The organism is Patulibacter medicamentivorans, from assembly GCF_000240225.1.
Lineage (GTDB): Bacteria > Actinomycetota > Thermoleophilia > Solirubrobacterales > Solirubrobacteraceae > Patulibacter > Patulibacter medicamentivorans.
Genome location: NZ_AGUD01000023.1, coordinates 1 through 16,267, shown reverse-complemented (window position 1 = coordinate 16,267; position 16,267 = coordinate 1). Strand labels below are relative to the sequence as shown.

At 73.7% G+C, this 16,267-nt stretch carries 16 protein-coding genes; 10 read left to right on the top strand and 6 right to left on the bottom strand.

All coding sequences use genetic code 11. From position 1 onward, the window contains the following. The first annotated feature begins 115 nt into the window (after positions 1 to 115). Positions 116 to 1,036: a type IV toxin-antitoxin system AbiEi family antitoxin domain-containing protein gene (locus PAI11_RS03425; protein WP_040598050.1), complete on the top strand. Its 921-nt coding sequence runs from the start codon at positions 116 to 118 to the stop codon at positions 1,034 to 1,036. Positions 1,037 to 1,275: 239 nt separating this feature from the next. Here PAI11_RS03425 and PAI11_RS03415 read toward each other — a convergent pair whose 3' ends face one another. Then, a complete protein-coding gene (locus PAI11_RS03415) occupies positions 1,276 to 2,490 on the bottom strand; it encodes an acyl-CoA dehydrogenase family protein (RefSeq protein ID WP_040598046.1) in 1,215 nt (404 codons plus the stop codon). A gap of 171 nt (positions 2,491 to 2,661) precedes the next feature. Here PAI11_RS03415 and PAI11_RS03410 point away from each other — a divergent pair, with 171 nt between their 5' ends. The 6 genes from PAI11_RS03410 (at position 2,662) to PAI11_RS03385 (ending at position 9,429) form a co-directional block, all read left to right on the top strand. Continuing rightward, positions 2,662 to 3,390, top strand: a complete 729-nt coding sequence (locus PAI11_RS03410) for a FadR/GntR family transcriptional regulator (RefSeq protein ID WP_007570854.1) — start codon at positions 2,662 to 2,664, stop codon at positions 3,388 to 3,390. A 123-nt stretch (positions 3,391 to 3,513) separates the two neighbouring features. Then, on the top strand, positions 3,514 to 5,070 hold the full coding sequence (locus PAI11_RS03405; protein ID WP_007570853.1) for an amino acid permease: 1,557 nt from the start codon (positions 3,514 to 3,516) through the stop codon (positions 5,068 to 5,070). Next, positions 5,067 to 6,404, top strand: a complete 1,338-nt coding sequence (locus PAI11_RS03400) for a glutamine synthetase family protein (RefSeq protein ID WP_007570852.1) — start codon at positions 5,067 to 5,069, stop codon at positions 6,402 to 6,404. Before PAI11_RS03405 ends, PAI11_RS03400 begins: the two co-directional genes overlap by 4 nt. A gap of 75 nt (positions 6,405 to 6,479) precedes the next feature. Next, entirely contained in the window at positions 6,480 to 7,274 is a 795-nt protein-coding gene (locus PAI11_RS03395) for a gamma-glutamyl-gamma-aminobutyrate hydrolase family protein (protein WP_007570851.1), read from the top strand. Further along, positions 7,271 to 8,641 carry an aldehyde dehydrogenase family protein gene (locus PAI11_RS03390; RefSeq protein WP_007570850.1) on the top strand — a complete coding sequence of 457 codons (1,371 nt, stop codon included), beginning with the start codon at positions 7,271 to 7,273 and terminating at the stop codon, positions 8,639 to 8,641. Before PAI11_RS03395 ends, PAI11_RS03390 begins: the two co-directional genes overlap by 4 nt. After that, on the top strand, positions 8,638 to 9,429 hold the full coding sequence (locus PAI11_RS03385) for an SDR family oxidoreductase (RefSeq protein ID WP_007570849.1): 792 nt from the start codon (positions 8,638 to 8,640) through the stop codon (positions 9,427 to 9,429). The genes PAI11_RS03390 and PAI11_RS03385 overlap by 4 nt, the downstream gene beginning before the upstream one ends. A gap of 51 nt (positions 9,430 to 9,480) precedes the next feature. On the opposite strand, the gene PAI11_RS03380 is transcribed toward PAI11_RS03385, so the two are convergent. Next, positions 9,481 to 9,885: a VOC family protein gene (locus PAI11_RS03380; RefSeq protein WP_007570848.1), complete on the bottom strand. Its 405-nt coding sequence runs from the start codon at positions 9,883 to 9,885 to the stop codon at positions 9,481 to 9,483. Between the two features lie 103 nt (positions 9,886 to 9,988). Here PAI11_RS03380 and PAI11_RS03375 point away from each other — a divergent pair, with 103 nt between their 5' ends. Continuing rightward, positions 9,989 to 11,248, top strand: coding sequence for a cytochrome P450 (locus PAI11_RS03375; RefSeq protein ID WP_007570847.1), 1,260 nt, complete (start codon positions 9,989 to 9,991; stop codon positions 11,246 to 11,248). 18 nt (positions 11,249 to 11,266) lie between these two features. On the opposite strand, the gene PAI11_RS03370 is transcribed toward PAI11_RS03375, so the two are convergent. Then, positions 11,267 to 11,647, bottom strand: coding sequence for an FKBP-type peptidyl-prolyl cis-trans isomerase (locus tag PAI11_RS03370; RefSeq protein ID WP_007570846.1), 381 nt, complete (start codon positions 11,645 to 11,647; stop codon positions 11,267 to 11,269). A 24-nt stretch (positions 11,648 to 11,671) separates the two neighbouring features. Here PAI11_RS03370 and PAI11_RS03365 point away from each other — a divergent pair, with 24 nt between their 5' ends. Beyond that, a complete protein-coding gene (locus PAI11_RS03365) occupies positions 11,672 to 12,007 on the top strand; it encodes a translation initiation factor (protein WP_007570845.1) in 336 nt (111 codons plus the stop codon). Between the two features lie 17 nt (positions 12,008 to 12,024). Here the strand turns inward: PAI11_RS03365 and PAI11_RS03360 are convergent, their stop codons facing one another. The 3 genes from PAI11_RS03360 to PAI11_RS03350 form a co-directional block, all read right to left on the bottom strand. Beyond that, positions 12,025 to 13,155 (bottom strand): ATP-binding protein, encoded by a 1,131-nt coding sequence (locus tag PAI11_RS03360; protein WP_007570844.1) that lies wholly within the window; start codon positions 13,153 to 13,155, stop codon positions 12,025 to 12,027. Positions 13,156 to 13,219: 64 nt separating this feature from the next. Then, entirely contained in the window at positions 13,220 to 14,464 is a 1,245-nt protein-coding gene (locus tag PAI11_RS03355) for a threonine ammonia-lyase (protein ID WP_007570842.1), read from the bottom strand. Between the two features lie 20 nt (positions 14,465 to 14,484). Beyond that, a complete protein-coding gene (locus PAI11_RS03350) occupies positions 14,485 to 14,874 on the bottom strand; it encodes a Rid family detoxifying hydrolase (RefSeq protein ID WP_007570840.1) in 390 nt (129 codons plus the stop codon). A gap of 127 nt (positions 14,875 to 15,001) precedes the next feature. Here PAI11_RS03350 and PAI11_RS03345 point away from each other — a divergent pair. Beyond that, the coding region (locus PAI11_RS03345) for an alpha/beta fold hydrolase (RefSeq protein ID WP_040598042.1) at positions 15,002 to 16,267 on the top strand (1,266 nt) is incomplete at its 3' end.

Sequence of the window (16,267 nt, the reverse complement as noted above, 5' to 3'; positions counted from 1 at the left end):
CGAATCACGCCGATCGGTTGCGCATCGGACTCGACGCGTGCCTCGGGTACGTCAGCTTCGTGCCGATCCGGTGCCAACCGCTCGACCCAGGACTGCGTCGCGCAAGGCTGCACCCGTGTCCGCCGCCGCCCACCGCTGGAACCGGCTCTGCCGGACCGCCCAGGCGCAGTCCGGCCTCGTCAGCCTGGCGCAGCTTCACGCGGCCGGCTTCAGCACCCGAACGGCCTCGCGTCTCGCCGCGAACGGCCAGCTGACGCGGCGCCACCGGGGCGTCTACGTCGTCGGTCCGGTGCAGCCGGGGTTCGCCGCCAGCGCCTGGGCGGCCCACCTGGCGCTCGGCGTCGCGCATCCCATCAGCCACGTCGCCGCCGGATTCCTCCTCGGGCTGCTTCCCAGGCCGCCGCGAATCGTCGAGGTCACGGTCACCGGCGCCCGAAGGCGCTCGCGACCCGGCGTTCGGGTCCATCACGCCGAGGCTTCCGTCCCGACCGTCCGTGACTGCACTGGCCTGCTGACGACCGACGCCGCACGGACCCTCGCCGATCTGGCGCCCCAGCTGGGACCCTCCGCGCTGCGGGGTGCCGTCCGTGAGGGCCTGGTCAGCCACCGCATCGACCTGCGGAGCCTGCGCCACGAGGTCGAGGCTTCGCGACGACCGGGACGAACCCGGCTGCTCCAGGCCGTCGATGCCGTCGACGATCCGTCGATGCACCGGACTGCCAGCGAGTTCGAGCGGCAGCTGCTGACGCTGGTCCGCGAGCACGGTCTGCCGCTGCCGTTGGTCAACGAGATCGTGCTCGGATTCGAGGTCGACTTCCTCTGGCCCGACGCCGGGCTGGTGGTCGAGGCCGATGGCGAGCGCTGGCATGCCGGCGACGATCGGCGACGACGTGACCGGCAACGCGACGCCGCGTTGGTCGCCGCCGGCCTGACCGTGCTGCGAATCGGCTGGCACCAGCTCACCGAAACGCCGCTGACGTTGGTCGAGCAGCTGCGCGCCCGACTCCTCCCGTCGAGTGGACTCCGCCGCGCGTAGCGGCGCAGTCGGCAGGCCAACCGCAACGTGACAAGGGCCAACGTGGGTCGGACGCGGCGCGGCCGGCCGTGTGACGTTCCGGTCGCTCAGCGACCGAAACGTGATGGGAAGAGCCGCAGGCTGGAGCGGCCTCTCCGGCCTTGCGACGTTCCGGTCGCTCAGCGACCGAAACGTCCCGCCTTCCAGCCGCAGCCCACCCTCCAGCCGCAGCCCTCCAGGTGCCCCGACCCAGACGCGACCTAGATCGCGTAGCGCTTCAGCAGCCCCTTGGCGATGCCGAGGCGCTGGATTTCGCTGGTGCCCTCGCCGATCAGCAGCAGCGGGGCGTCGCGGTAGATCCGCTCGATCTCGTACTCCTTGGAGAAGCCGAACCCGCCGTGGATCCGCAGCGCGTCCTCGGCGTTCTTGTGGCCGGCCTCGGACGCGGCCAGCTTCGCCATCGCGGCCTCGGTGTCGGAGCGCTTGCCCTGGTCCTTCAGCTGCGCGGCGCGGTAGGTCAGCAGGCGCGCCGCCTCGAGGCGGGTGGCCATGTCGGCCAGCTTCTCCTGGACCAGCTGGTGATCGGCGATCTGCTTGCCGAACGTCTCGCGCTCCTGGGCGTAGCGGATCGCCAGCTCGAAGGCGCGCTGCGCGACCCCGACGCCGCGGGCGGCGACGTTCACGCGACCGACCTCGAGCGAGTCCATCATCTGCTTGAAGCCCTTGTTCAGGCCGCCCTCCTCGCCCCCGAGGATCTGGTCGGCGCCGAGCTTGTAGCCGTTGAAGACGAGCTCCGTCGACTCCACGCCCTTGTAGCCCATCTTCTTGATCTTCGGCGGGACCTCGAAGCCGGCGTACTCGCCGGTGTTGACCTCGACGCCCGGCTCCTTCTCGCAGATGAAGCAGGTCATGCCCTTGTAGCGGGGCGACGCCGTCGGGTCGGTCACGACCAGGACGAAGACCAGGCCGCTCATCAGGCCGTTGGTGACCCACAGCTTCTGGCCGTTGATCTCGTAGCGGCCGTCGTCGAGCTTGGTCGCGGCGGTCTTGATCGCCTGCACGTCCGAGCCGCAGTGCGGCTCGGACAGCGAGAACGCGGCGCGCAGCTCGCCGGTCGCCATCCGCGGCAGGTACTTCTGCTTCTGCTCGTCGGTGCCGAACTTCATCAGCAGGTAGGCGCCGATGAAGTGGGTGTTGATGATGCCCGCGACCGAGATCCACCCGCGCGAGAGCTCCTCGGCGATCCGGGCGTAGGTCGACAGGTCCAGGCCGAGGCCGCCGTACTCCTCGGGCAGCGTGGTCCCGAAGAGGCCCAGCTCCTTGAGGCCCTCGACGATCTCCGCGGGCCACTCGTCCTTGGCGTCGAAGTGCTCCGCGTTGGGGAGGATCTGCTCGTCGGTGAACTGGCGCACCAGTGCGACGATCTCCTCCTGGACCTCAGGATCGGTGGGCTCGGCAGAGAAAGCGGTGGCCATGGACGTGCTCCGGTGACGGTGGAAACCCTCGTCCTACCGGCGGTTGCGGACCGCCCGGACGCGGAGGGAGAGACCCCTCAGGATACTTCGGCGGGGCGCCCGCCGTCCGGCGCCCTGGACGCCGGCTCCACCGCGCCCGTGACGAGTGCTCCCGCGGTGTAGCTTCACGGCATGGCGGCCGACGCCACCGACGCGGTCCTCTCACCCGTCCACGCCCCCACGACCTTCGAGGAGACGGTCGAGCGGCTGGGCAGCGCGATCCGCCTCGGCGTGCTCGGGCCCGGCCGCCAGCTGCCACCCGAGCGGGAGCTCGCCGAGCAGCTGCGCATCTCGCGCTCGACCCTGCGCCAGGCGCTGACCGCGCTGGTCCAGTCCGGCCACCTCGTCGCCCACCGGGGGCGCGGCGGCGGGACCTTCGTCGCCGAGCGGCCGCCGCTGGCCGCCCACCAGGAGCCCGGGCCGCTGCCGGCCGACTGGCGCGACCAGGTCGCCGCGCGACGGGCGTTCGAGGTCGGCGCGGTCTGCCTGGCCGCCGAGCGGGCCGCCGCCGAGCCGGACGCGGTGATCGCCGGGATCGCCGAGATGCGCCGCCAGATCGAGCTGATGGACGCGGCCGAGGCGTTCCCCGAGTACCGCCGCGCCGACGTCGCGCTGCACATCGTCCTGGCCGAGCTGACCGGCGTCCAGCGGCTGGTCCTGCAGGCGACCGAGATCCAGTCGGGCGCGACCGAGCTGATCGCCCACATCGCCCATCCGCAGGCGGTCCTCGGGCACTCCAACGCCGAGCACCTGCGGCTGGTCGCGGCGATCGAGCGCGGCGACGTGGCCGCGGCGATCCGGACGATGCGCCGCCACCTGGCCGGCACCGAGCACGTGCTGGCCGGTCTCGCGCCCGCCTGAGCGCGCGCCTGCTCCGGTCGTCCAAACCGCCTTGGACAACGAGCGGTTGACGATCCGGGGAGGTCGAGGATAGGTTCGCACCGTCAAAGGCACGACCTGCAGACCTTTACCGGGAGCGCACGGATGAGCACGGCGGACCAACCAATCTCAGCGGACGAGCGGCGGCTCAACGAGCTGGGCTACAAGCAGGATCTCGAGCGGTCGCTGAGCGGGTTCTCGAACTTCGCGATCAGCTTCTCGATCGTCTCGATCCTGACCGGCGGCCTGGCGAGCTACGGGATCGGCCTCCAGAACGGCGGCCCGATCACGATGGCCTGGGGCTGGCCGCTGGTCTCGGTGATGGTCCTGTTCGTCGGGATGGCGATGGCCGAGCTGGCGTCCGCCTATCCGACGTCGGGCGGCCTCTACTGGTTCGCCTCGCGACTCGGCAGGCCCGCCCACGGCTGGTTCACCGGCTGGTTCAACCTCGTCGGCCAGATCGCCGTGACGGCGGCGATCGACTACGGCGCGGCGATCTTCGTGACCGCCGTGCTCGAGGTGCTCGGCGTCGGGCTCGGCACCGACCGCAACACGATCTTCTACGTCTTCACCGCGATCCTGATCCTGCATGCGCTGATGAACGTGCTCGGCCCGCACCTGGTGACGCGGATCAACATGGTCTCGGCCTGGTGGCACGTGGCCGGCGTGGCGGTCTTCGTGATCGTGCTGGCCTTCGCGTCCGACAGCCACCAGAGCTTCTCGTTCGTCTTCACCAGCACCGTCGACAACTCCGGGGTCGGCTTCGGCGGCGTGACCTTCAGCTTCCTGCTCGGCCTGCTGCACGCCCAGTACACGTTCACCGGCTACGACGCCTCGGCGCACATGTCCGAGGAGACCCACAACGCCTCGACCGCGGTCGCCAAGGGGATCATCAACACGATCCTGGTCTCGGCCGTCTTCGGCTACGTGCTGATCCTGGCGGTCACGTTCGCGATCCCGGACTCGGCGCAGGCGACCCTCGACGCCACCGCCAAGGCCGGGCTGCCGTCGCCGGTGATCTACATCCTCGACACCCAGCTGAGCGGCTTCCTCTCCGGCCTGCTGCTGATCATCGCCGCGACCGCCCAGCTGTTCTGCGGCTACGCCTCGGTCACCGCTGCCTCGCGGATGCTCTACGCGTTCTCGCGCGACGGCGCCGTGCCCGGCTCGCGGCTGTGGCAGCGGCTCACCCACCGCCGGGTCCCCGCCAACGCCGTGGTCCTGGTCGTGGTCTTCGCCTGGATCCTGCTGATCCCGTCGCTGATCGTGGCCAAGGAGAAGGCCGGCGTCGCCTACTCCGCGGCGACCTCGATCGCGGTCATCGGCCTCTACATCTCGTACGCGATCCCGATCTGGCTGCGCCTGCAGCACGGCGACCGGTTCGAGACCGGCGACTGGAGCCTGGGCCGCTGGTACCGCCCGGTCGGCATCATCGCGCTGCTCTGGACCGCGTTCATCTGCCTGCTGTTCATCATCCCGGCCGCCGACGCCGGCCTGCCCTGGAACGACGCCTTCACCTGGAGCAGCGTCAACTTCGCGCCCTTGACGGTCGTGGCCGTGCTCGGCACCGTCGGCATCTGGTGGGCGGTCTCGGCCCGCAAGTGGTTCACCGGGCCGAAGCACACGATCACCGAGATCGAGGAGGAGTTGGACGTCGCATGAGCCTGACGCTCGAGCAGCTTCGCGGGCAGGTCGCCGACGGGACGGTCGACACCGTCCTGCTGGCGATCTGCGACATGCAGGGACGGCTCCAGGGCAAGCGCCTGGTGGCCCGGCACTTCGTCGACGAGATCGCCGAGCACGGCGCCGAGGGCTGCAACTACCTGCTCGCCGTCGACGTCGAGATGAACACCGTCGGCGGCTACGCGATGAGCTCGTGGGAGCGCGGCTACGGCGACTTCCTGATGCAGCCCGACCTGGCGACCCTGCGGCCGGTGCCGTGGCAGGAGGGCACGGTCGTCTGCCTGGCCGACGTCCGCTGGCTCGACGGCAAGGACGTCGTCGCGTCGCCGCGTCAGGTCCTGCGCCGGCAGCTCGACCGCCTGGCCGAGCGCGGCTGGACCTGCAACGCGGCCACCGAGCTGGAGTTCATGGTCTTCCGGACCGGCTACGAGGACGCCTGGAAGCAGGCCTACCGCGACCTCGTTCCGGCGAACCTCTACAACGTCGACTACTCGCTGCTGGGGACCGCCCGGGTCGAGCCGCTGCTGCGCCGGATCCGCAACGAGATGCTCGCCGCCGGCCTGCCGGTCGAGGACTCCAAGGGCGAGTGCAACCTGGGCCAGCACGAGATCAACATCCGCTACGGCGACGCGCTGACGACCGCCGACCAGCACTCGATCTACAAGAACGGCGCCAAGGAGATCGCCGCCCAGGAGGACCACGCGATCACCTTCATGGCGAAGTTCGACGAGCGCGAGGGCAACAGCTGCCACATCCACGTCTCGCTCGCCGACGCCATGACCGGCAGCAACGCCTTCGGCGCCGACCGCACCCTCTTCGAGCGCTTCGTCGCGGGCCAGCAGGCGCACCTGCAGGAGCTGACGCTGCTCTTCGCGCCGAACGTCAACTCGTACAAGCGCTACGCGTCGGCCAGCTTCGCCCCGACCGCCGTCGCCTGGGGCGAGGACAACCGCACCTGCGCGCTGCGGGTCGTCGGCCACGGCGAGGGGCTGCGGGTCGAGAACCGCGTGCCGGGCGCCGACGTCAACCCGTACCTGGCGCTGGCCGCGACGATCGCCGCCGGCCTCGACGGGATCGACCGCGAGCTGGAGCTGGGCCCGCCGCTGCAGGGCAACGCCTACACGGCCGACGTGCCGAAGGTGCCGACGACGCTGACCGACGCCCGCGAGCGGTTCCTCGCCAGCGACCTGGCGCGCGAGGCGTTCGGGCAGGACGTGGTCGACCACTACGCCAACTACGCCCGCATCGAGCTGGACGCCTTCGAGTCGGCGGTGACCGACTGGGAGCGGTTCCGCGGCTTCGAGCGGCTGTAGGGACGGCCGAGGTGCCTGTCCGCCGCGGAGCCCCGATGTCGTTCCCGCCCGCCCCCGAGCAGCTGTAATCGGAGCATGCCCCGTCGCCCCGCCATCGGCGTCACCGCCGCCCACGAGCCGATCCGCCACGGCGCCGCCTGGCAGCAGCCGGCGCACTTCGTGCCCTCCAACTACGTGGCCGCGATCCAGCGCGCCGGCGGCCGCGTGGTGCTGCTGCCGGTCGACCCGCGGGACAGCGAGGACCCCGGTCCGCTGCTGGACGGCCTCGACGGCCTCGTCCTGACCGGCGGGATCGACCTCGATCCCGCCACCTACGACGCCGCCCGCGATCCCCACAGCGACCCGGGCGACGCCGAGCGCGACGCGTTCGAGGTCGCGCTGGCCCGCGAGGCGCAGGCGCGCGACCTGCCGCTGCTGGCGATCTGCCGCGGGATGCAGATCGTCAACGCCGCCGACGGCGGGACCCTGCACCAGCACCTGCCCGACACGCTCGGCAGCGACGAGCACCGCCGCGTGCCCGGCACCCTCGACGAGCGCAACGCCCATCCGGTCGCGCTGGCCCCCGGCTCGCTGGCGGCGCGCGCCTCGGCCGCCGAGACGGTCGAGGTCCGCTCGCACCACCACCAGGCGCTCGACCGCGTGGCCGACGGCTGGACGGTCACCGGCCGCGCCGACGACGGCGTGGTCGAGGCGATCGAGCGCCCTGCCCGGCGGTTCTGCCTGGCCGTCCAGTGGCACCCCGAGGGCGACCCCGCGAGCCGCCTGTTCGAGGCGCTCGTGCGGGCGGCGGCCGACGCCGCCGGCACCGCCCCCGGACCGCCCGCCGCGCGCGCCGATGCTTCCATCCACGACCCCCAGGAGACGCGTTGAGCACCCACGCCGTCCTCGAGCCGGCCACCGGCGCCACGCTGGCCGAGATCCCCTCGGCCACGCCCGACGACCTCGACGCCGCGGTCGCCCGCGCCCGCGCGGCCTACCCCGCCTGGCGCGCCGTCAGCCCGTCCGACCGCACCCGCCTGCTGCTGCGGCTGGCCGACGCGATCGAGGCCGAGCTGGAGCCACTGGCCCAGCTGGAGGCCCGCAACGCCGGCCACCCGATCGCCAGCGCCCGCGGCGAGATCGGCCTCGCGGCGGCGACCTTCCGCTACATGGCCGGCGGCATCGAGCGCCTGCTCGGTTCGACGATCCCCGTCGCCGGCGGGATCGCGATGACCTTCCGCGAGCCGCTCGGCGTGGTCGGCCTGATCACCCCCTGGAACTTCCCGCTCCCGATCGCCGCCTGGAAGCTCGCCCCGGCGCTGGCCGGCGGCAACTGCGCGATCCTCAAGCCGGCCGAGCTGACGCCGCTGACCGCGATCGAGCTGGAGCGGATCGCGCTGCGGGCCGGGATCCCCGAGGGCGTCCTGCAGGTCGTCTCCGGTCCCGGCCGGACGGTCGGCCAGCGGCTGGTCGAGCATCCGGACGTGGCCAAGATCGCCTTCACCGGATCGACCGCGGTCGGGGCCGGGATCCAGCGCGCGGCGGCCGACGCGATCAAGCGCGTGACCCTCGAGCTGGGCGGCAAGTCGGCGAACGTGATCTTCGCCGACGCCGACCTCGAGGCGGCCGCCGCGGCCGCTCCCGGCGCCGTCTTCGACAACGCCGGCCAGGACTGCTGCGCGCGCTCGCGGATCCTCGTCCAGCGCTCGGTGGTCGACCGCTTCCTGGAGCTGCTGGAGCCGCACGTCACCGGCTACCGCGTCGGCGACCCGCTCGACGAGCGCAACGTGATGGGCCCGCTGATCAGCGCCGCGCACCGCGACGGGGTCGCGTCGTTCGTTCCCGACGACGCCCCGGTGGCCTTCCACGGCAGCGCCCCCGACGGCCCCGGCTTCTGGTTCCCGCCGACCGTCCTGGCCCCCGTCGACCCGGCCGACCGCGCCGCCCGCGAGGAGATCTTCGGCCCGGTCGTGGCCGTGCTGCCGTTCGACGACGAGGCCGACGCCATCCGCCTGGCCAACGACTCGATCTACGGGCTCTCCGGCTCGATCTGGACCGAGAACGGCGCCCGCGCGCTGCGCGTCGCCCGCGCGATCGAGACCGGCGTGGTCTCGATCAACTCCAACAGCTCGGTGCGGGTGGCGACCCCCTTCGGCGGCTTCAAGCAGTCGGGGATCGGGCGCGAGCTCGGCCCGCACGCGCTCGAGGCCTACACCGAGCTGAAGACCGTCTACCACCACACCGAGGAGTCCGCGTGAGCGACACCACCCCCACGCCGACCGTCGCCGCCACCTCCCACCCCGGCCGCCTGGAGGGCAAGGTCGCGATCGTCACCGGCGCCGCGTCGGGCATCGGCGCCGAGACCTGCCGGGTCTTCCGCGAGCAGGGCGCGACGGTCGTCGGCTTCGACCTCGCGGCCGAGATCCCCGGCGTCGACCTGGCGATCTCGGGCGACGTGACCGCCTCCGACGGGGTCCGCGACGCCTACCAGCAGGTCCGCGACGCGTTCGGCACGATCGACGTGCTGTTCCACAACGCGGGGATCTCGCCGCCCGACGACGCCGGCATCCTGGAGACCGAGGAGGACGCCTGGCAGCGGGTCCAGGACGTCAACCTGAAGTCGGTCTACCTGGGCTGCAAGCACGGGCTCCCCCACCTGCTGGAGACCGGCGGCGGATCGATCGTCAACACCGCCTCGTTCGTCGCCGTGATGGGCGCCGCGACGTCGCAGATCAGCTACTCGGCATCCAAGGGCGGGGTGCTGGCGATGAGCCGCGAGCTGGGCGTCCAGTACGCGCGCCAGGGCGTGCGGGTCAACGCCCTCTGCCCCGGCCCGGTCGACACCCCGCTGCTGCAGGAGCTGTTCGCCAAGGACGCCGAGGCCGCCCAGCGGCGCCTGGTCCACGTGCCGATGGGGCGCTTCGCCCGCGCCCGCGAGATCGCCAACGCCGTCCTGTTCCTCGCCTCGGACGAGTCGAGCTTCGTCAACGCCGCCACCTTCCTGGTCGACGGCGGCATCAGCGGGGCCTACGTCACGCCGCTGTAGCCCTTCCGGGCCCGCCGCCCCGGTGCCGGGGCGGCGGATCCGCCGGTCGCGCTAGGCGGCCGGCGTCTCGACGACCCACAGGTAGTTGCCGTCCGGGTCGCGCAGGGCGAACATCCGCGGCGCGCCGGGGGCGTCCATCGGCGCCGCGTCGACGTCGACGCCGCCGATCGCCGTCAGCCGGGCGTGCTCGGCGTTCAGGTCCGTCGTCTCGACGCCGATCGAGCCGCCGCCGGGCGTGCTGTTCATCGGCGCGTTGAGCGCCAGGCGCGCGGTCGAGCCGGGCGGCGCGACCTCGAGCCAGCGGTAGGCGCCGTCCTCGCCGAACGAGACGTCGGCGCGGACCTCGAACCCGAGCTTCTCGGTGTAGAAGGCCAGCGCCGCGTCCTGGTCGGCGACGGTGAACATCGCCACGCCGAGGTTGTGGAGGGTGGTGGGGGTGATGGTGGAATCGCTCATGGCCGTTGAGACTGCCACGTCCGGGGGAACTCATCGATCTCCGGCGACTTGACACTCGGACACTATGTCCGACATGCTGTCCTCCACCGAGGGAGGAGCCAGCATGGGCAGCACCGACACCGTCGCCAACCCGATCGCCGACATCTCGGCCCAGGAGTTCTGGGCCGCGCCGCTCGCCGACCGCGAGGCCGCCTTCCGGCGGCTGCGCGACGAGGATCCGGTCTCGCGGCAGCGCCAGCCGGAGGGGTTCCTGGTCGAGATCGGCGGCGAGCTGACCGGCCCCTACTGGGCGCTCACCCGCTACGAGGACATCCGCGCCGTCTCGCGCGACGCGAAGACGTTCTGCTCCGGCAAGGGCGTGATGCTCGAGGACGCGCCCCAGGAGTTCCTCGACGCGGCGCTCTCGATCCTGGCGATGGACGACCCCCGCCACGCCGCCGTCCGCGGCCTGATCGCCAAGGGCTTCACGCCCAAGACGGTCAAGCTGCTCGAGGAGGGCGTGCGCCGCGACGCGCGCCAGATCGTCGACGAGCTGGCCGAGCACGGCGACGGCGACTTCGTGGCGCTGGTCGCCAAGCGGCTGCCCGAGATGACGATCATGCGGATGCTCGGCGTGCCCGAGGCCGACCGCGAGCGCCTGGTCCACCACAGCGACGCGATGGTCTCGTGGAACGACCCGGTCTACCTCGACGGGCGCGACCCGATCGCGGTCGTCGGCGAGGCGCTGTTCACGCTCCACCAGGCCTGCATCGCCCTGGCCGAGGAGCGTCGCGGGACCCCGACCGACGACCTGCTCAGCCAGCTGGTCCACGCCGAGATCGACGGCGAGCGGCTGCGGACCGAGGAGATCGCGGCCTTCTTCGTGCTGCTGAGCGTGGCCGGCAACGACACCACCCGCCACACCAGCTCGCACGCGATGGCGGCGATCGCCCGCAACCCCGACCAGCGCGCCCTGCTGCTGGAGGACCTCGACGGCCGCCTCGAGACCGGCGTCGAGGAGTTCGTCCGCTGGGCCAGCCCGGTGATGACCTTCCGCCGGACCGCGACCCGCGACACCGAGATCGCCGGACAGCCGATCGCCGCTGGCGACAAGGTCGTGCTCGTCTATCCCTCGGGCAATCGCGACGAGCGGGCGTTCGCCGACCCCGACCGCTTCGACGTCGCCCGCACCCCCAACCGCCACCTCGGCTTCGGCGGCGGCGGGGCGCACTACTGCCTGGGAGCGCCGCTCGCCAAGGTCCAGCTGCGGGCGCTCTTCGGCGAGCTGCTCGGGCGCTTCCCGCAGCTGGACGTCGGCGAGCCGGACCCGCTGGTCGGCAACTTCGTCAACGGCGTCCGCTCGCTGCCGATGACGTTGTCCTGACGCCGCGGGTGAACGCCGCTACTTCACTCCGAGCAGGTCGACCACGAAGACCAGCGTCTCGTCGGGCTTGATCACGCCGCCGGCGCCGCGCTTGCCGTAGCCGAGCAGCGGCGGGATGGTGATCCGGCGGCGACCGCCGACCTTCATCCCGGCGACGCCCTCGTCCCAGCCCTGGATGACCTGGCCGCGGCCGAGCGGGAACTTGAAGCTGTCGCCGCGGTCCCACGACGCGTCGAACTGCTTGCCGTCGGACCAGGCGACGCCGACGTAGTGGACCTCGACGACGTGGCCCTTGGCGGCCTCCTCGCCGTCGCCGACCACCAGATCCTCGAGCTCGAGCTGGTACGACGGCGGCGTGTCGGCCGGGATCTCGACCGTGGGCTTCTCGTTCAGGGCCATGCTCGGGACGCTACCGTCCCGAGCATGCCCCGCGGCGACTCGAACGTGGTCTGGTCCAGCGACGACGGCGACCTGCGCCGGCGCGGTCGCGCTGCCTCGCCGGCGCGACCGCCCGCGACCGGCGGACGCGCCAAGGTCCGGCGCGAGACGTCGGGCCGTCGCGGCAAGACCGTCACCACCGTCTCGGGCGTCCCGCTCGACGACGACGGCCTGCGCGCGCTGGCCGGCCGGTTGAAGAAGCGCTGCGGCGTCGGCGGCTCGGCCAAGGACGGCGTGATCGAGCTGCAGGGCGACCACCGCGACACGGTGATGGAGGTCCTCGGCGCCGAGGGCATCGACGCCGTGCGCGCCGGCGGCTGAGGCACGCCGGGCGGCGGTCAGTCGCCGGCGAGGCCGCGCCGGGCCACCCAGCGCCCGAGCAGCGGGTCGACGAACCGCCAGCCGCGCTCGTCGCGGACCACGTGCTGGCCCTCCGCCCCGAGCTCGCGCAGCGCGGACTGGAGGGTGGCGCGGGCGACGCCGTGGCGCTCGGCCGCCCGGGTCCCGGTCGGGGCGACGCCGTCGGCCAGCGCCGCCAGCACCGCCTTGCGCCCGGCGGCCAGGCCGTCCCAGACCGCCTGGTGGGCCTCGGCCGTCTGCCCCAGCGCCCGGGCGAGGACCGTCTCCGCCAGCGCCGCGTCGCCGACCGCGCCCAGCTGCAGCTCGCGGTGCAGCAGGTGCGCCAGCAGCATCGTCCGCTGGGGATGGCCGGCGGCCGCGGTCACCAGCAGGCCGAGCGCCTCGCCCGGCTCCTCCTCCAGCTCGGCGAAGCGCTCGTGCAGCTCGTCGACCACCTCGTCGAGCGGCAGCGTCCCCAGCTCGAGCGGCTCGGCCTGCCCGTAGAGCGGCCGCTCGCGATCGGCGAACAGCGCCCGCATCAGCGACGGATGCGAGCCGGCGTAGACGTAGACCGCGGCGTCGCCGTGGTACTGGACGTGCGAGCGCAGCAGGCCGTCGAGCCGCGACCCGGCCGAGAGCAGGTCCTGGAACTCGTCGAAGACCACCAGCGTCGGCGTGCCGTCGCGCTCGTGCAGTCGGACCGGCAGGTCGAGCAGCTCGGCGGCGGCCGCCAGCGCGGCGTCGGCGGTGTCGCGGCGGCCCGACGGCGCCAGCGAGATCCCGGGCCCGGCGGGCGTCAGGGTCAGCCCGAGCCGCGAGCCGAGCGCGTCGAGGTGGCCGCTGACGCGCTGGTCGCGGAGCCCGCGGTAGGCGGTCGCGATCCGGCCGCAGACCTCGGCCAGCGACGTCACGCCGTAGAGGTCGACGTGGACCGTGCGCCAGCCCGTCTCGCGCAGGCGGCTGGCGTGGGCCAGCAGCAGCGAGGTCTTGCCGAAGCGCCGCGGCCCCGCGAGCCGGACGTGCGCCCGATCGGCCGCCGACAGGTGCAGGCGCTCGAGCTCGTCGCGGCGGTCGATCAGCGACTCGGGCGCGATCGGCGTCTCGAACGGGAAGGGCCGCAGGACGGGCACGTCGCCAGCCTAGTCGTCGTGTATGGCTTTTGCAATACAAGATCGTATGGCAATTACCATACGGCTACCCCAGTCCGCGGACCGGGTAGCCGGCCTGCTCCAGCGCCGCGCGAACCGCCTGCGCGTGCTGCGGCCCGCGCGTCTCCAGCACCAGCTGGACGCCGGTCTCGCGCACGTGCAGCTCGAGCCCGTCGCGCACGTGCTGGACCTCGACCAGGTTGGCGCCGGTCCCTCCGACCTCGGTCAGCAGCCGCGCCAGTGACCCCGGGCGGTCGCTGATCACCGTCAGCAGCACGAGCCGTCGCCCGACCACGCTCTCGTGCCGGCGCGCGACCGCGGCCACCAGCCCCGGGTCGACGTTGCCGCCGGAGAGCACCAGCACCGTCGTGCCGGCGGCGGGCGGCGCCGTCAGCCCCGGTCGCGCCGCCGCGACCGACACCGCGCCCGCCCCCTCGACCACGAGCTTCGCCCGCTCCAGCAGCGTCATCATCGCCTCGGCGATCGCGTCCTCGTCGACCGCGACCACGTCGTCGAGCAGCGCCTCGACCAGCGGCAGCGTCACCGCCCCCGGCTGCTTGACCGCGATCCCGTCGGCGATCGTGGGCGCCCGGACGGTCGTCGGCGCGGGCGCCGCGGGCTCCCGGCCGCGGGTACGCAGGTACGGCGCGCAGACCGCGGCCTGGACGCCGAGCACGCGCACCTCCGGTCGCACCCGCTTGACCGCCAGCGCGATCCCGCAGGCGAGCCCGCCGCCGCCGAGCGGCACGATCACCTGGGCCAGGTCCGGGACCTGCTCCAGCAGCTCCGCCCCGACGGTCGCCTGGCCGGCGATCACGTCCGGGTCGTCGAAGGGGTGGACGAACGCCATCCCCGTCGCCGCCGCGCGCTCGCGGGCGGCGACGACCGCCTCGATCACCGACGCGCCGCCGCGATGGACCCGGGCGCCGAGCCCGGCGCAGGCCTCGAGCTTGGCGATCGGCGCGCCCTCGGGCATGAAGACCTCGCACGGCACGCCCCGCTCGCGCGCGGCGTAGGCCACGGCCTGGGCGTGGTTGCCCGCGCTGCCCGCGACCACCCCGGCCGCCGCGTCGTCGCCGAGCGCGGCGACCTTCGCCAGCGCGCCCCGCAGCTTGAAGGAGCCGGTCCGCTGGAGGTTCTCGGCCTTGAGCACGACCGGGCCGCCGAACCGCTCGGAGAGCCCGCGCGAGCTGAGCACCGGCGTCGGCCGCACGACGTCGGCGATCGCGGCCGCCGCCCGCGCGCGACGGTCGTCGTCGACGACCTCCCACGGGTCGGGTGCCGCGTTCATCGTCCTGGTCCGGAGCGCCGCTACGGCAGGACGACGACGGCGTCCAGCTCGACCTGGGCGCCCTTGGGCAGCGCGGAGACCCCGATCGCCACCCGGGCGGGCGGGTCGTCGGCGAAGAACCGGCCGTAGACCTCGTTGACCTCGGCGAACGCCCCCATGTCGGTCAGGTAGACCGTCACCCGGGCCGCGTCGGCGAGCGTCGCGCCCGCCGCGGCGACCACCGCCTGCAGGTTGCTCAGGCACTGCTCCGCCTGCTCGGCCGGCGTGCTGCCGACCAGCTCGCCGGTCGCCGGGTCGAGCGGGATCTGCCCGGAGCAGAAGAGCAGGCCGTTGGCGGCCACGGCATGGACGTAGGGGCCGATCGCGGCGGGGGCCTCGGGGGCGTTGATCGAACGGCGGGCGGTGCTCACGGGGTGCTCCGGAAGAGAGGACGACGGGGTCGGCCGACGATACCCGGGGCAGCGGCCGGCTTCCGCCGGCGGCGGCCGTTCGTCCGGAGCGTTGGCGCGCCAGCCCGGCGCCGGTAGGCTGCGGCCGGTGCCCCGTCCCGTCCTCGGCGCCGCCCTGACGGCGCTGCTGCTCGCCCTCGCCCCGACCGCGACCGCCGCGCCGAGCCCGGGACCAGCCTTCCGCTCCTGCGGGTCGCAGGCCGCCGGTCGCACCCAGTGCGCGCGGGTCGTCGTCCCCGTCGATCGCAGCGCCCCGGACGCGGGCGAGATCCGGCTGGCGATCCGCCGCTCGCAGGCGGGACGGACCCGCGTCGTCCCCCGGCGCGAGGCCGTGCTGTTCCTGGCCGGCGGCCCGGGCGAGGCGGCGACCCCGGTCCACGGCCAGGTCCTCGGCCTGCTGCGGCCGCTGCTGCGGACCCGCGACCTGCTGACCGTCGACAGCCGCGGGACCGGCCGCTCGTCCGACCTGATCGTCTGCCCGGAGCTCGGCCAGGGCCTCCGCGAGCTGCGCGATCCGTCGTCGGTCGCCTCCTGCGCTCGCCGGCTCGGGGGCGCCGCCGACCGCTATGCGACCAGCGACGTCGTCGCGGATCTCGAGGCGGTCCGCGCCGCGGCCGGATACGACCGGCTGCTGCTGGTCGGCGTCTCCTACGGGACCTACGCCGCGCAGCGCTACGCCGCCGCGCACCCCGATCGCGTCTCGGGCCTGGTGCTCGACTCGCCGGTCGACGCCGCCGCCGACGATCCGTTCGGCCTCGCGACCGCCCGCGCCGGCTCGCGGCTGCTGGCCCAGGCGTGCGCGTCGCGCGCCTGCGCCGGCGTGACCGCCGATCCCCGCGGCGACCTGACCCGCCTGCAGCAGCGGCTGCCGATCCAGGCCCGCGTCGACGACGGCCGGGGGCGTCGCGTCGCGACCACGATCGGCGGCGACGTGCTGCTGCAGCTGATCGGCCTGGGCGACTTCGAGCCGCTGCTGCGCGGCCCGCTGCCGGGCGCGATCCGGCGGGCGGCGACCGGCGACCCGGCCCCGCTGGTGCGGCTGGCGCGCGAGGACGGCCTGCTGGACGGCCTCGACGACGACACCGACCCCAGCGAGGTGACCGCCCCCGCCGCGCACCTGAGCACCGGGACGATGATCGCCACCCTCTGCCGCGACGCGGCGTTCCCGTGGACGACCGAGACCGCGCCGGGCGCCGCGCGCCTGGCCGCCGGTCGCGCCGCGCTCGCCGCGACCAGCGACGCCGACCGCGGCGGCTACTCCCCGGACGCCGTCTTCGACGCCGGCGTCGCCCCCAGCTGCGCGTGGTGGCCGAGCGCGCCCGAGCGGCCCGCCGTCGGTCCGCTGCCCGCGGTC